Annotated in this window: 16 protein-coding genes and 1 pseudogene; 7 read left to right on the top strand and 10 right to left on the bottom strand. The window is 42.1% G+C overall.

What is annotated here, in order from left to right; genetic code table 11:
- Positions 1–64: 64 nt before the first annotated feature.
- Positions 65–640: a tyrosine-type recombinase/integrase gene (locus GN241_08735; GenBank protein XAT57445.1), complete on the top strand. Its 576-nt coding sequence runs from the start codon at positions 65–67 to the stop codon at positions 638–640.
- 10 nt (positions 641–650) lie between these two features.
- Here GN241_08735 and GN241_08730 read toward each other — a convergent pair.
- From GN241_08730 to GN241_08720, 3 genes and pseudogenes are all read right to left on the bottom strand, one after another.
- Positions 651–1,117 (bottom strand): annotated as a pseudogene (locus GN241_08730) (AAA family ATPase).
- Positions 1,118–1,181: 64 nt separating this feature from the next.
- Entirely contained in the window at positions 1,182–2,672 is a 1,491-nt protein-coding gene (locus tag GN241_08725; GenBank protein XAT57444.1) for a tyrosine-type recombinase/integrase, read from the bottom strand.
- 244 nt (positions 2,673–2,916) lie between these two features.
- The gene (locus GN241_08720) at positions 2,917–3,336 is read right to left on the bottom strand and encodes a hypothetical protein (GenBank protein ID XAT57443.1); all 420 of its coding nucleotides are present in this window, start codon (positions 3,334–3,336) and stop codon (positions 2,917–2,919) included.
- Between the two features lie 122 nt (positions 3,337–3,458).
- Between GN241_08720 and GN241_08715 the strand changes: the two genes are divergently transcribed.
- The 5 genes from GN241_08715 to GN241_08695 all read left to right on the top strand — a co-directional run bounded on the left by GN241_08715 (position 3,459) and on the right by GN241_08695 (position 8,924).
- A complete protein-coding gene (locus tag GN241_08715) occupies positions 3,459–5,237 on the top strand; it encodes a hypothetical protein (GenBank protein ID XAT57442.1) in 1,779 nt (592 codons plus the stop codon).
- Positions 5,237–6,679: a hypothetical protein gene (locus GN241_08710; protein ID XAT57441.1), complete on the top strand. Its 1,443-nt coding sequence runs from the start codon at positions 5,237–5,239 to the stop codon at positions 6,677–6,679. The genes GN241_08715 and GN241_08710 overlap by 1 nt, the downstream gene beginning before the upstream one ends.
- Positions 6,680–7,600: 921 nt before the next feature.
- The gene (locus GN241_08705) at positions 7,601–7,888 is read left to right on the top strand and encodes a hypothetical protein (GenBank protein XAT57440.1); all 288 of its coding nucleotides are present in this window, start codon (positions 7,601–7,603) and stop codon (positions 7,886–7,888) included.
- A gap of 57 nt (positions 7,889–7,945) precedes the next feature.
- Entirely contained in the window at positions 7,946–8,140 is a 195-nt protein-coding gene (locus GN241_08700) for a hypothetical protein (GenBank protein ID XAT57439.1), read from the top strand.
- Between the two features lie 211 nt (positions 8,141–8,351).
- On the top strand, positions 8,352–8,924 hold the full coding sequence (locus GN241_08695) for a tyrosine-type recombinase/integrase (protein XAT57438.1): 573 nt from the start codon (positions 8,352–8,354) through the stop codon (positions 8,922–8,924).
- 98 nt (positions 8,925–9,022) lie between these two features.
- On the opposite strand, the gene GN241_08690 is transcribed toward GN241_08695, so the two are convergent.
- The 7 genes from GN241_08690 to GN241_08660 form a co-directional block, all read right to left on the bottom strand.
- Positions 9,023–9,397, bottom strand: coding sequence for a hypothetical protein (locus tag GN241_08690; protein XAT57437.1), 375 nt, complete (start codon positions 9,395–9,397; stop codon positions 9,023–9,025).
- A 115-nt stretch (positions 9,398–9,512) separates the two neighbouring features.
- Complete coding sequence (locus GN241_08685) at positions 9,513–10,985, bottom strand: tyrosine-type recombinase/integrase (protein XAT57436.1); 1,473 nt, start codon at positions 10,983–10,985, stop codon at positions 9,513–9,515.
- A gap of 172 nt (positions 10,986–11,157) precedes the next feature.
- Positions 11,158–11,646 carry a 30S ribosomal protein S9 gene (gene rpsI / locus GN241_08680; protein XAT57435.1) on the bottom strand — a complete coding sequence of 163 codons (489 nt, stop codon included), beginning with the start codon at positions 11,644–11,646 and terminating at the stop codon, positions 11,158–11,160.
- A 2-nt stretch (positions 11,647–11,648) separates the two neighbouring features.
- On the bottom strand, positions 11,649–12,110 hold the full coding sequence (rplM, locus tag GN241_08675) for a 50S ribosomal protein L13 (GenBank protein XAT57434.1): 462 nt from the start codon (positions 12,108–12,110) through the stop codon (positions 11,649–11,651).
- A gap of 233 nt (positions 12,111–12,343) precedes the next feature.
- On the bottom strand, positions 12,344–12,928 hold the full coding sequence (locus GN241_08670; protein XAT57433.1) for an HNH endonuclease: 585 nt from the start codon (positions 12,926–12,928) through the stop codon (positions 12,344–12,346).
- A 174-nt stretch (positions 12,929–13,102) separates the two neighbouring features.
- A complete protein-coding gene (locus GN241_08665; protein XAT57432.1) occupies positions 13,103–13,768 on the bottom strand; it encodes a prolyl oligopeptidase family serine peptidase in 666 nt (221 codons plus the stop codon).
- Entirely contained in the window at positions 13,765–14,391 is a 627-nt protein-coding gene (locus tag GN241_08660) for a DNA-3-methyladenine glycosylase 2 family protein (protein ID XAT57431.1), read from the bottom strand. The genes GN241_08665 and GN241_08660 overlap by 4 nt, the downstream gene beginning before the upstream one ends.
- A gap of 200 nt (positions 14,392–14,591) precedes the next feature.
- On the opposite strand from GN241_08660, the gene GN241_08655 reads away from it, so the two are divergent.
- Positions 14,592–15,812 carry an MFS transporter gene (locus GN241_08655; protein XAT57430.1) on the top strand — a complete coding sequence of 407 codons (1,221 nt, stop codon included), beginning with the start codon at positions 14,592–14,594 and terminating at the stop codon, positions 15,810–15,812.
- Positions 15,813–15,814 lie beyond the last annotated feature (2 nt).

Genomic DNA, 15,814 nt, shown 5'->3' with positions numbered 1-15,814 from the left:
CGCAGATAATCGTTGTCCAAACACAATATCAGAATTTACACTTAATTACTGACACTTATGGGATTTGGGCACAACAATGCGACAAGCAAAGACACTAAAAGACGCAGAGATAAAACGTGTGCTTGCATACTGTGCTACACGACAGCACGCACTGCGCGACACGACAATCTTCGTGTTTAGTTTACACGCTGGATTACGTGCAAAGGAACTTGCAGCATTACGCATGTGCGATGTGTATGATGACGTTGGCAATGTGCATAGTTCATTTGTGCTGTCAGCAGCAGCAACCAAAGGTGCTCGTACACGCACTGTATACGTCAACAAAACACTCAAACGCCAACTTGCCCAATATTACCCAACTCTACCCAAACAGCCCACAGCGCCACTGTTCTGCAGTCAAAAAGGCAGTTTCTTTAGTGCCAACACAATGTGCCAACTGCTCATACACATCTTCCAACAGTGCAGTCTAAAACACGCAACTTCGCACAGCGGCAGACGCACGTTTATTACACGACTTGCAAGCAAAGGCGTTGGTGTGCGTGTGCTTGCAGAACTTGCTGGGCACAGCAGTATTGCAACAACGCAGCGATACATTGACGTAAACGCAGAACAGTTGGCGAATGCTGTAGAGTTGGTTTAGTATTGTGCGACTACACTCTGTCTATGTTTAGGTTTTCATCGTCGCTGGGTGCTGCAAAGTATTGTGTTATCGCATAAAACATTTCTACTGTGTCAGTGTTTGGATTTCCGCGTTTTAATAATTGGCTAATACAAACTTCATCACTTCTCTCTACAAAAAAACAGATGTGTTCTGCATTTATGCTGTCACTTATACTTCGCAACCATTGCCTTTGGCGTTCTGTGTTTGCCGGAAAATCCAAACCACATTGATGCCCTTACGAAGAATTTGCTGCGACAAATTAAAAACGACTGGTTTTAGCTTGTCAGAATAGTGTTTATAGTCGCTTACAGATTTAATCTTGCCTTCGTATAGTTTGGATAATAGTTCGTCCTCGCTTATTAAAACAGATTCCATCTCGTCAACTTTTCTCGCAGCAAGAGTCGTTTTTCCAGCGCCCATCTTGCCACAAAAAAATATAAGTCGTCCTTTTTTCATCTTGTATCCTTAAAATCTTCTCTGTCCATTAGTCCTTACTTCGACAAAAGGCTTTGCAGTTAGGTTAACGGTATTTTGGCAGTTTTATTATTTCAAGCAGTGCTGCTTCACTCAACTCACCACGTCTAAACCGCTTTAACGCCTCAAGCGCAAAGCCATCTTCTGCATCCACAACATCTTCAACAACTACTGCTGTCTTGCGCTTTGTTTTCGTAATCTCGTGTCTGCGCTGCTGTGTAAGCACGTGACTGTAATGGTTTTCGACTTGCGCAACTTTGCAGCCCATATTCATCGCCAAATCGTAAATACTCACATCACCCTTTTCCAAACGCAGCGTCGCATATGTATGTCGCAAACTGTATAAACTGCGCTTGTCGCCGTCCCTATCATACAACAAACCATAAATACGTTCGTTATACGGAACACGCTTCAAAAATATCTGAAAGCCTCTGTTCAAATCCACAAACTTGCGCACTTCACGTGTCTCAGCATCAACTTGCCCAAACCAAACTAAGTCATTGTGCTTGTTATACTGCGAAGTTTCTCGCCAACGCTTTAGCAGACTGTTTGCATTTGGTTGTGTTTGCACAAAACGTGCTTCACCCTTCTTCGTAGCCTTGCTCACACGCACTTCTGCAATCACACTGTCGCTGCCATCTACAGCAACATTAAACTTAATGTCACTCCACAGCATCTCACGTGCTTCGCCAACACGCAGTCCACTGTTCGCCAAAAACAGCACAAAATAATACATCTGCTGCCGTTGCATCTTGTGCCAAGCATTCAAACGCTTGTCTGCAAACACACCGACACAATCCCTATAACTGCGCAGATAACGTGTAAGCGTTGCGTATTCTTCAGAATCAAATCCAGCACGTCGTGTTGGCGTTCTGTTTTTTGCTGGCGCTCTTAGCTTAAACACTTGCTGTAAGCGTCCACGTTCAAACGCATCATAAAATATTTGGTTTAATGCACTTTGCTCCATAAGCAGCGTTTTTGTTGCTGGGGTTTTACGTGCGTTATTTGTGCCACGTGTTTTAGCGCCACGCCGCTTTGCATTGTATTTCTGCAGTGCTTTACCCTCTGCACTGCCCCAAAACCCAATACGCCAATCCCAATATCCACTCGCAACACTTGGTGTAATGTCATTCAACAGCATACTCGTGCCGTCTTTATTCTTAAAATACTGTTTAAAATAACGTTCAGCGTATTTTTCGTGCCAATACTGCCTACTGTCAGTCCATGTGCCGTTCTTTACATTTCGTTCAAACCAATCACGCCAATGCTGTTCAAACGTGTATTCGTCTAAGCTATGTCCCAACTTCGCTGCTTGCTGTAAACGCAACAACTCATTCTTCGCGTACTCGTAAGCATCTTCATAAACCGTAAGTTTCGTGCTGCGTGTCACGTATCCTTTGCGTCCACCAATCTTCAAACGCATATACCAATTTGCACGTCTGTGCGTTTTAGCGTTGGGGACAGCAACACTTAGGTTGCGCTTAAACAGCACAAGCGCACCACCAAAGTGTTCCACCCTATCTTCATAAAACGCCAACAGCACACTCCAACAGCAACCTAAAACGCTATCGTTATGCTAAAATCACTAAACCAAAACGTCAACGCACACAGCATATGCTACAATTCTGCTACAAGCAAAAAGGGCTCGCAATTTCTTGCAAGCCCTTGTTTTATATGTATTATATAGTCGTTTAGCGTTAGCGCTTGGCTAATCAACCTCTGCTACAAGTTATTGATATCGTTTACTAATATTACTCTCAGTAAACAGTGTTACGCCAATGTTACGACTTTCTTTGCAGTGCGTTAGCAACTGCACTATCTAAATCGCCATTCTCTACAGCAACTTGCAGTGTACGCAGCACAGAAGCAACTTCTTTGACATCAGCTACAGCAACTGCATTATCTTTACCATTCAGAAGCAATACTTTGGTTCCATATTTACACTGCACAAACCACTTATTGCCTTCTTCAAAAAACCACTTCTTTACTTCAACTTCTTTATCTACCTTCAGCTTCTTACCATCAGCACTTTTAACAGATGACTGCTTAGTAACTGTAAATACCTCGTTTCTAAGTAATGCAGCGTGAACACTGAGTTGCTGCTGAATTGCTGATACAAGCTTCTTTCGCCTCTGCAATTTAGGGTTTGTTCTACTAACACGTGTAACAGTAGTGAGATTAAGTTTGCTTAACGTTGTCATTGATAGTTTCCTCCACGCAAAGACTTGCAACTTATACTCAAGCTTTTAGACTTCCTACCAATATGACACTAACTACAGCACTCTACTTAAGTGCTACTATAGCTAATGCGCTGTGAGGTACTATGAAACAAAGCCAATCGTTAAACGAACGCTTAAGCACTATCCAACACGACATCTTAGAAACAGCTAAGGTTTATAAGAGCTATCAGCAACGTACACGTGGTGACTTAGTGAGTGCATACTTATGGTGGAAAGATGCTGTTAAAGATATTGGTTACTTGGAAGCTCTATTAGAAGAAAACGAAATAGAAGACACACAACGAGCGAACACAAACAGAGTTAACTTCAAGCCTATCGTGCAGCTAATCTTTGAGCAATATGACTTGAGCGAGGGAAATAATCGTAACGATGTCTACGCAAAACAAAAAGCGTTAGATGCGATACACGCTTACTACGAAGAGAAAGTTGAGTTCTTAAGTCGTAGAGACAACGTGCATAACAAGCTACTAAATTGGATAAACGATAACGGCGGCTTAAGTGGTATACGAAAGAAGTATTCGCAAAAGATAGAATACAGTGGAAACGATGCAGAAGATGACGAATACGAATTTGAAGCAAACGTCAAACCGCAAAAACACCCCCCCTCGCCTAAAGTACAACAAAAGAAAAAACTACAGCAATTAGGTACAGTTGAGACACAGCGACGCCAAGCAGTAAATCACAAGACTGAAGAAACAGTTAACGTTGGACAAATCGCAACAGACGAAGATGAACTTGTAGTACTACTTGCTCGTCGTAACGGCGATGGTACTGTCTCGCTTATTGGAGATAGTACAGACGAGGCTATTGTTAACAGAGCTTTAGAGTTATGCACATCGTTAGAATTAACGAGTAAGAATAAGATATTAAGAATAATAATAGAGAGTCTTCAACCACACTACGTTCCAACTTCAATGCATAATAAGAAGTTAAGAAATAAGTTCTTTGCAAAATCAACAACAAGACACCAATTTAGTGATAGCGATAAAGCTGAGCGTGTAACAGAGAATGTACGATTAGTACTCACACAAGATAACACAGTAGTTGTAAGTAAGAACCCTACGACAACAAGTCTTATCACTATAGCAAATGCAAAGTTTGATATGGAAATTGAGCGTGATGTATTCTTACGTGCAAACGATAGGAACTACTTAGAGATTGAAGGCGAACACAAAAAGTCGCTTGCGACTGTTGATAGTGATGAGACTGAGATACTAAGCGATACACAATCACATATAGCAGCTGACAAACAGCTAACGCTACTTAACTCACAGACACAATCAGCACGGAATATCTATTTCTACGACTACGATTTGTTAGACGATAGAATATTCAAACAGCCTACGTGCAACGCTGACATTGAGAAGTGCTATACTTGGAAAGCTACAGTAACGCAGTCGTACATCCGCACACTTAACAATCAACACTTCAAGCAGTGGATATCAAAAACTAACAAACGTATTGCAATTAAAGAGAATAGGCACTTCGAATTAGTAGTTGATAAACACGGATTAGAAGTATGCAGTTACTTTGAACAGAACGAACAAGACTATACGAATTTAGGCGACGCATACTTAACAAAGTGGACAACACCTAACGACATTAATCTAAAGCAAAAGAACGCAATGCACTATCATCGTGTTTGCACATTGGATATCGTACAGCTCTTTGAAACGCTGTCAAATATCAAAACAACAAGCGATATTACGTTATATGGATACGAAGATAAAGAAGACAACGGTGGATGTATCGCAATTAGATACGAAACAGATGTAGCTATATACACAACCTTTGTTCCACACTGTGATATCAAAGGGAAAAGACTAAGCAACGACTTGTTTACTGTGTTTGAGGCTAACTGATGATAACTGATATCACAAAAGCGTATAAGAATTACGCAATCTACATTCCAAGCTTGCAAGAAAGTACTGCAGACTACTGCTTCAACGAAAAACAGACTAAAGACGAAGTTAACAAACGTCACTTACATCCACTCAAATTTGACTTGGAAAAGCTGAACTTCCTAAATAAGGATGCTGTTTGGCATCACAATGCTACATTGTATAGTTGTGGACAGTATAAAGGTTCCACAATATCACATCGCAATATCGTTGCTGAACGAGACAGAAGCTACACTACTATTGTAGGGGATAGTGGTGGATATCAGCTTGGCACAAACCAACTAAAGCGAAAACAAACGAAAGAATTTCTTAACAAATATACTGACAAACCAACTTTACTTGCAAAAAGATGGAAGCAGTGTGGAGAAGTAGAACGTGTTGTAGGATTTCTTAACGCATACTGCGACTACAGTATGACACTTGATATGGTAATGTGGGGAAGTAAACAATTTGATGCTCAGAGCAAAAGTCCAGTAAGAAATCTATCAGTACAACAACTCATAGATTTAACAGTTGAGAACTTAAAGTATATTGATAGTCAACGTGATGTTGGAAACGAGCACAAAACTAAGTGGCTAAATGTTACACAGTGCATTGGCAAAGTTGACGGTGTTAACAGCGGATTACATTGGTACAATGCTGTTAAAGACTTTGACTTTGAAGGATGGGCATTTGGAGGTGGAACTGCATTCCATTTGCATCAGCTTCTACGTTGGACACGTAAGATAATTGAAGATGGAAAGTTTGAGAATAGGGAGTGGATACACATATTGATGAAGTCACCACCCTACACATCAATATTGTACACAGCTATTCAAAATAAGATAAACGAGCTTTGCAACACAGATATACGTATTAGTTATGACAGTAGTAGTGCGTCACAAATTGTAGGAAAACAATACTCACTGTTTAATTACGAGGAACTTACCTCTGATATAAGTACGTGGAGCAACAGCAGTACTAAGATTGATGCTCGCCTAAATACAGATATCTTATCACACTCAACAATTGAGCCACTGCCAAGTTGGCATCCACTGTCTACACTTATTAATCATAACGATTTCTTCTATGACGACGGAGAGCTACATAAATCACTTTGGTTCGATACAGCCTCTTATGAGTTAGCAAGAAACTACAATATGTATGTACAACACAGACGTGCTATTGATGCTTGCGATTTATACTTTGATAGTGAGTTGCAGAACCACAGCCGTATACCATCGTTGCTTATACAACTTATTGAGTATTGTAACGAGTACTTAACTTGCGAAAATCCTAACTCGTTTGAGAGAAAACACGTATCTCTGTTGAGAGAATACGATAGTAAGTTTGCATCAATCAAAAAGTTTGTACCTAAGACGGAAGAAGGTTGGAACGCATTGTTTGAAGACTTTGAGCTCTAATAGCGTCTTACACACGCTATAAGCGTCATACAGCAGTCAAAATAAATCTTACATAATCTACGCCATTTCTAAATATCCTTTGCTCACAAAGGATAAATAACTTTGTACGCAAAGGGAACGAGATGGAAGACGCAGATTACGACATATTCTTAACACTTAAATTTACATCACACTACAGCTCTAAATTGGCAAACGACTACGGATATAGGCATCAAATATATAAGAGATATTGGAAGAAGGTTAACGAAATACTTTATGGCAAACGAAACACGACACACAGCTTAAAGACTGAACAAGTCCAACACTTTGGAGAATACAATAACAACGCACACTTACACGCACGTGTTAAGTGTCCAAGCTTTATGAATGTGGAAGACTTGTGCAAACTATTAAACACTATTTGGAAGGCACAGCATTATACTGAAGCAAGCTCTCCGCAATATAATCATATTACACCTATTATATGTAACGAACGAGTACACGATTATATGACAAGGCAGCAACACGAAATAGATTACAATTTATCAACACAACAGGCAAAATTCGAAATAACAAACTCAACTAAGGCACGACACACTAAGGCTCATATAAGAATACACAAGGCTCATACAAGAATACACAGATTTATAACACAACCACACATAAACATAATACATCAGAAATCTAAGGAGTGGTATCCCCTACACGTACAACAAGCTAAACTCAACTTCTCTTAGTAAATGTTAATTCAGACGTAGTTAGTTCTTCGCACTACATTCAAACGATAAGTCTATATACTAAACTATTGCTGTGACGCTATCACAGCAAGTCCTTGTTATACACTCACACTCACACACACTGATATACAATAGACACATACAACACCTCACAGACACACAGTGATACACTATGTGAACTTAAATACAGTACAAGGAGTACACTATGACACTATTAGAAAACACATATAAGATACTAAACGAACACAATGTAGTACGCAGTAGAGAACACTTTAGCGAACAGTTTCTTCAGCGTAATAAGAATTGGTACGCTTATCAAACTCATAAGAATAGAGATTTCTCTGTTCCAACTGCTGTTAAGTTTGTGAGTGCTATTTCTGAGATGCTCAAAGCTGATGATATTGATGATGCAAGTAAACGTGCTTTACTACAGTCTAAGTACACAATTACCAACTACCTACAGAAGTCACACAATCTCTATGTCGTTACTTAACACTTGACTTAGTGACACATACAGCCATCTTATCTGTCAGCAAATATGGAGATACAGATGGAAACGTCACAGATTGAAGAACTAAAGCGTAAAGCAGAACAAGCTGCTACGGAGTTGGAAGAAGCAATTAAGTCGCAACGCAAAGAAGCACTCAAAGAAGTAAAGCGCCTTATCAAAGACTTTAAGATTAAAGAACGTGAAGTACGTAACTCGTTCGAAGCACCACAACGTAGACGTAAGCCTAAAGCATAGTTAGACGTAACAGTGTACTTATAATCAATACCACAGAAAAAGGGGTAGCTTAATTGCTGCCCCTTTCTTGTTATACTTTATACAATCTATAACTTCTTATTCTTTCTTCAAATATTAACAACGACTTAACTGTTGAGTAATATTTGGTAGGAAGATTAAATGTTAGACAATATTATCAATGTAAGCAAAACAACACATTAAGGCTTACAAGATGAAGCAAGCAAAGCTACTTACAGATGCAGAATTCAAACGTCTGTCTGCAACTATTAACTCCTTACGTTATGCCACTCGCAATCACACAATCGTTGCATTGTCGTTCTATGGAGGCTTACGTGCAGTTGAGATTAGTAATATCTGTGTCAAAGATGTTGTAGATGAGTTTGGCGAAGTCAAAGATACAGCATACTTGTCAGCACAGAAGACGAAGGGTGCAGACGGTTGTACTGTTTACATCAACTCAAAGTTATATAAACAGATTAAGAAGTACGTAGCTACATACCCTTCCCTACTACGTGACAGAAATAGAAAATTGATATTCAGTGCAAAAGGAAACGGCTTTACAGCACAGACTATCGTTAACTTGTTCCAACGCTTATACAAGCTGTCAGCAATTGAAGGAGCAAGTAGCCACAGCGGAAGAAGGCAATTTGTATCTGCAATAGCGGAAAAAGGGATAAACGCTCGCATTGTGCAAGAACTTGCACGTCATAAGCACCTAAGTACTACACAGAGATACATTCAACTTAATCCAACGAAGTTACACAATGCTGTAGAACTTGTATAATCAGTATCGCAGCTATGCCTCTCTTAACCTTAAGCAACCATAATAATAACAGCGTTAATTCTTCAAAAAGTGTACAGAAAAGCGTCAAAAACGTGCGGTTAGATTGGAGGCTGTGGCTTTATTGGAGCTGTACTCAGCTTACTTTGTCGTAACCTATCAACATCACTTTGCGAACTAACGGCAGTTGTAGGGTTGTTAGGTTGTGACTTATTCTGAGGTTGCTGTGTATTAGTAGGGGCTGCTACTGATGGAAAAGGTGTAGCTTTCTTAGCAGCTTTACTCTTAACAGTCTTAGTTGCCTTCTTGTCGTTTGGTTGCAAACTCTTGCGTACTCGTATGTTTATTCTGTCAGTTAGCTCACTTGCCGCAGTTGTAAGCTCATTCAAATCATTTAACGTTTGTTCTAAGGGGGCGCTAAAGCTTTGCTGTTTAACAATATCTATAAGCTTACGCATTTCTTGCTGATAATCCATTATGGTTCCTAAATATGGGGTGAGTGTAAATCACCACCTAACTTCTGTAAGTACTCCACCGTAAGAAACTGCGCTGCAGAAAATTTACGTGCAAATACCCATTTCGCAAAAGTATTTAGTCATCCTTTGTGTGCAAAGAAACAATCTCGTTAAATGCACTTTCGCTAAGTTTACCACTCTTAAACGCTTCGAAAGCTGTGTCTAACAAACTACCTTCTATAACTTTAGTATCTTGTTTCTGTACACGCTTTGGCATTTGCGTAATCTGTGACTTACGCTGTGCTGATAATAAATGGGAATAATGTCGCTCAATTTGTACCACACGAGTTCCCATATTCAAACTTAAGTCGTAAATGCTTACACCTCTATTCAAACGCATTGAAGCATATACGTGACGCAAACTGTAGAGACTTCTACGTTTACCATCAGCGTCATTTAACAATCCATCTTCCCTATCATTGTAGGGTATCTTCTTTAGTATCGTCTTAAATGTCTTGTTTAAGTCAGTAAATTGTTTCTGCTCTTCAGTACTGCCACTGAAGAAAACGTACTCGTTTGGTTTACTGAAGGGTGTTATTTCTCTCCAACGCTTCAAATAATTATTTGCGCTTGGCTGTGTTTGTACGTTGCGCACTGTCTTAGTCTTAGTGTGCTGACTGACACGCACTTCTGCAATTAACTCATCATTACCATTATCAATATCAAACTTAATATCTTGCCATTTGCACTCTCTTACCTCCCCTACCCTTAAGCCGCTATTAGCAATAAATAATATGAGGTAATACATTTGCTGACGTTGAAGCATATGCATCTTATGTACGTTAGTACCCTTAAAGATGCCTACGTTGTCTTTGTAGCTACGCAAGTATCTTGTAAGTACGTTGTATTCTTCTTCAGTAAAGCTTGCACGCTGACTGTCTTTACTGCCAATAGATGGTGCTTTTAACTTAAACACTTGCTGTAGTCTTCCGTGCTCAAATGCATCATAGAAGATTTGGTTTAACGCACTTTGTTCCATCTTAAGCGTCTTGTTTGATGGAACTTTAGCTGTGTTCGCTGTTGCTACAAGCTTAGTTGTTCTGCGTTTAGGGTTGTACTTCTGTAGTGCTTTACCCTTGTCTGAACTCCAATAATTAATTCGCCACTGCCAATAGGAGTTAGCAACAGAAGCATTAATCTCGTTTAGTAGTAAGCTTTTATTGTTACGACTAAAGTACTCACTAAAGTATCTATTATAATAATTAAGGTGCCATCTCTTACGACTATCTGTCCACACACCTTCTTTTACTTTACGCTCAAACCATTCCTTCCAATGTTGCTCAAACGTGTACTCATCAAGTGTATGCCCTAAACGTATTGCAGAATGTAAGCGTAAGTATTCTTCCTTTGCATACTCATAAGCATCTTCAAACTCTGTTAGCTTAGTACTACGAACAAGTGCTCTGCCTTGCATACCTTTAATCTTAACACGCATATACCACTTTGGTTTGTTATGTACTTTAGCCTTACGATTACTTACTTCTAAGTCACGCTGATAAAGTATCAGCCCTCCATTAAAGTACTCTTTCTTATTATTGTAATATGCCATTGATGTTACGACTTTGAGATACGCTACTTGTTACGCTAATGTTACAGCCTCTTATTAATCAGTCAACAAATTCAACACGATGTTACGTCAGTGTTACGCCATTTATCCAACAAAAAAGGGCTCGCAAATAATGCAAGCCCTTGTAATTGCTGTATAATTTGTAAAGCAGACTTTAACGCTTGGAAAACTGGAAGCTCCGACGCGCTTTGCGTTTACCGTATTTTTTACGTTCAACAACGCGGCTGTCTCGCGTTAAGAAGCCCGCAGATTTCAACGCGCCACGCAAACCGGGTTCGTAAAGCTGCAAAGCCTTTGAAATACCGTGCTTCACGGCGCCAGCCTGCCCCGATAAACCGCCACCTTTTACCGTCGCGTTGACGTCAAACTGATCTACCACGCCCGCAACTTGAAACGGTTGACGCAAGATCATTTGCAACACAGGACGCGCAAAATAGGCGTTCATTTCTTTTCCATTCACAACCACTTTACCCGAGCCTGGCTTAATCCAAACACGCGCAACAGCGTCTTTTCTTTTGCCGGTTGCATAAGCGCGCCCCAAAGCATCGCGCATGGGCTCGCGCGGAGCGGCAACTTCAACTTGCACGTCTGCGTCTGATCCAACAGTTTGCAGCTCTTCCAAAGTTTTCATTTCTTCAGCCATATTTACGCAGCCCTTGTATTTTTAGGATTCATCGATTTCACATCCAGCACAGTAGGGGCCTGTGCCTCATGGGGATGCTCTGCCCCCGCGTAAACGCGCAGATTGGTCATCAATCCACGGCTCAAACGATTGCCGGGCAACATCCGCTTCACAGCTTGTACAACCACACGCTCGGGATGCGCTCCTTCTAAAATTTGCGCTTTCGTGCGCGATTTAATGCCACCGGGATACCCTGTGTGCCAATAAAAATTCTCATCACGTTTTTTACCGGTCATTTGAATTTTTTCAGCATTGATAATAATCACGTTATCGCCGCAATCCATATGAGGTGTAAAAGAGGCTTTGTGTTTGCCGCGCAGGCGCATCGCAACTATTGAAGCCAAACGGCCCAGAACAACGCCCTCAGCGTCGATCAGGATCCATTTCTTTTCAATATCTGCGGGAGTAGCAGAAAAGGTTTTCATAAAAGATCGTCCCATCATAAGTCACACGTAAAGAAGCCAAGCCGCTTCTTTATATCGATTGCGTTATAGGCGATGCGGCGCCATGGTCAAGTGCCATAGATGTTATATTTTCATTTAAAAACAATTACTTAAAATATAGGTATTAAAATACCCCAATTTAAGGGACCTGAAGAACATCTAACAGCTGAATTAAGCACAGTTTAGTGCAAAAACAAATTAAGGAAGGCTGGTGCCTAAGCTTCAAGCTCACTATCCCAATATAAAAAGTCCATCCAGCTTTCATGAAGATAATTGGGCTGGAAATTCCGGCCTGCATTTCGCAGCTCTTCTGCTTCTGGGCAGCGTGGTTTACGCGCCAACGACATTCCTGCGCGCTTTAAACTTTTCGATCCTTTTTTCAAATTACAGGGACTGCAAGCGGCAACAACGTTTTGCCAACTTGTAACGCCCCCACTTGCGCGTGGCACAACGTGGTCAAATGTAAGATCACCTTTCGAACCACAATATTGACATGAAAAATGATCCCTTAAAAATAAATTAAAGCGCGTGAAGGCCACGCGCTTTTGAGGTTTTACATAATCTTTGAGAACAACAACCGAAGGTATTCGAAAACGAACGGTTGGGCTGTGAACATAATGATCATATTCCGCCACGATATCCACCCGATCCATATAGGCGGCTTTCACGGCATCTTGCCAACACCACAAAGATAAAGGGTAATACGATAATGGTCTATAATCTGCATTCAAAACCAGCGCTGGATGTTGCTTAAATGCAGAGGATTCACGTACAAACTCTGTCCTAAATTCGCCATCCATCTGCCTTTATCCCCTTTTTTTAGCCACGCAATACGCTTTGGCACACACTCTCCCTGTAAGGCAAACTATATATCGCGTATTTTATCTGGCAAGCCCAATATCAAGCCCAATATATAGCCCAATTGACGCATGCGGCGATCGCATCCGGCTAAGGCTTATCGGCAAAAAACAGCGCTACAGCCCCAGCTTGTCGCGCATAAAAGCCAAGGCAACCGACAAACCATCCGAAGCAATGCCATGCGCCGTGCCTTTTTGAACATGCGCAAACACATCTTGAAATCCCGCTTTTTGAAGCCCATCCGCGGCTTCCGGTAAAGATGCGATAGGCACCACATCATCTTGATCACCATGGATTAGCAAAATTGGCGGGCGCGATATCACCTCATCCACCAACAGATCAGGCTCCATCAATCGTCCGGAAAACCCAACCATTCCGGCTATCGCATCCTCTCGCCGCGGGGCCACGTGCAAACCCATCATCGTGCCTTGTGAAAATCCAAATAACACCACTTGCTCGGGTAACAGATCCTCATCGACCATCAATGCATCTAAAAACGCGTTCAAATCCTCAACTGCAGCTTGCATGCCGCGCATCGATTCCTCTTCGCTGGATTCGTCAATCCAAGGGATCGGAAACCATTGAAACCCCATTGGAATCCCGTTGCATATCTCAGGCGCATTTGGCGCGATGAATAATGTATCTGGCAGATGCTCGCCCAAAGGGTCGGCCAATCCCAGCAAATCTGCTGCATTGGCACCATATCCGTGTAAAAACACCACTGCTGAGCGTGTTGAGCCCGATAAAGCTTCTTTACGTTCCGTTTGCAGAACCCGTGTCATCCAATTCCCTCGCGTTTTTTGATGGCCGAGTAATACGCCCACAAAACATGCGCTGCAACTGCTCTCCACGGGCTCCAGTCAATGGCCATGGTTTTCAAGGCATTCGCGCTCGGCCTTTTGTTCATCGCAAACAAATCTTTTGCCGCTTCTTGAAGCGCCAAATCGCCTGAGGGAAACACATCTTGATGCCCCAAAGAAAACATCGCGTATATTTCTGCCGTCCAAACCCCGATACCCGATATTTGCGTTAAAACCTCTACCACTTCTTCAGTTGACGCTGCGGCAAGCGCGTCAAAATCCACATCCGCAAGCGCCAATGCTCGGACATATTTTATTTTTTGACGGCTCAGCCCAACCTCTCGTAAGGCTGCATCGGTTGAGCTGAGGATTCTTTTTTCTTGTGTGAGGCCTGCAGCCTGCGCACGCGCCCAAATAGCCGCCGCAGACGCAACGCTTAATTGCTGCGCGACAATGGCTTTTAGCAACGCATCAAACCCCCCTGCCCGCCGACGCAGCCGAATTGGTGCATTAATCCGCGCCGCAGCGCGCGCGAAAGCAGGTTCCTGACGACATAAAAATTTTATGCCGCGCTCAATATCAGCGTCTGTTTCAAGCCTGTCCATAAACTGATCAATAGACCATATCTCTGCCAATTGCGCGCTATTTCGTGACCGTGTTTTTACGACTGAGGAAAGTTATCATGTTTGTTGCCACATCACCAAAGAACTTGCGCCTAGCCAATGTTATGATCCTAACCCGTTATGATAAGAAATAGCTTTTTAGCGGCCTTGTTATTTACACTGCCCCGCATAGCGTCGCGCGAATGGTTATTGTAACAGATGATAAACTCGCGCGGCGCAATTTAACTGTCTTGGTGATTGCACAAGCAATTTTGGGAAACCAATTGCCGATGGTGTTTATAATGGCAGGTTTGGCTGGGCAGTCTTTGGCGAAAAATATATGTTTCGCCACGATGCCAATATCTTGCATTGTCTTGGGGGCCATGCTCGCCTCTGATCCTTTGTCAAATTTAATGCAAAAGGTCGGACGCAAAAAAGGGTTTTTCTTAGGAACATTTTTCGGAGCCTTGGGGGGGCTTATTGCAGCCTATGGGCTTTATGTTCAATCTTTTGGGTGGTTTTTACTGGCCAGCCTTTGTACCGGTGTGTTCATGGCAAGCCAAGGCTTTTATAGATTTGCTGCGATCGATACAGCTTCGGAGAGTTTTCGGCCAAAAGCAGTGTCCTACGTGCTGGCCAGTGGTTTGATTGCGGCGATTATCGGCCCGCAATTGGTCAAGTTAACCGATACTTTTTTTTCCGTTCCCTTTCTCATGTCCTATCTGGTCATAGCGGCCATAAATCTTGTGGGCTCGCTTATCTTTTTTGCGTTTCGCAATGCAGATTATTTAGTCACGGAACAGGGCGAAGAAAAGCCGCGCAGCAGGTTTGACCTGCTAAAAAGCCGGCATATTTTTGCCTCCATCCTTTGCGCTATGATTGCCTATTCAATGATGAACCTGGTTATGACCTCAACGCCTTTGGCGGTGATCGGTTGCGGTTTTAGCACCTCAGATGTTGCCGATATCGTTTCGGCCCATGTATTGGCGATGTTTGTGCCCTCTTTTTTTACCGGCCATTTGATTGTGAGGTTTGGCGCGCGCAGCATTTTGGCAATTGGACTCGTTATGCTGGCAATTGCCGGGTTTTGCGCGTTAGAGGGCATAGATTTGGGGAACTTTTTCGCCGCGCTGATTATCGTGGGGTTGGGTTGGAATTTCAGCTTCATAGGCGCCACAACGCTTTTATCCGAAAGCCATAAGCCGCATGAGCGCGGCCGGGTTCAGGGCATGAATGATTTTTTTGTGGGGGCTGGTGTAACCTTGGCCGCTTTAACCTCAGGCGGGTTGATGAATTGTTCCGGCAATTCGGCCTTAGAGGGCTGGGCTGCGGTAAACCTTGCGATGTTGCCGTTGTTATGTCTTGCTGCTTTAGCACTGTTTTTCCTTACGAAAACAGCAAATAAACCAAAAGACTATAAATGATA

Source organism: Rhodobacteraceae bacterium IMCC1335, from assembly GCA_039640495.1.
Classification (GTDB): domain Bacteria; phylum Pseudomonadota; class Alphaproteobacteria; order Rhodobacterales; family Rhodobacteraceae; genus Thalassovivens.
The sequence above is the reverse complement of the archived record's forward strand: the minus strand, read 5'-3'. Positions and strand labels throughout refer to the sequence as shown.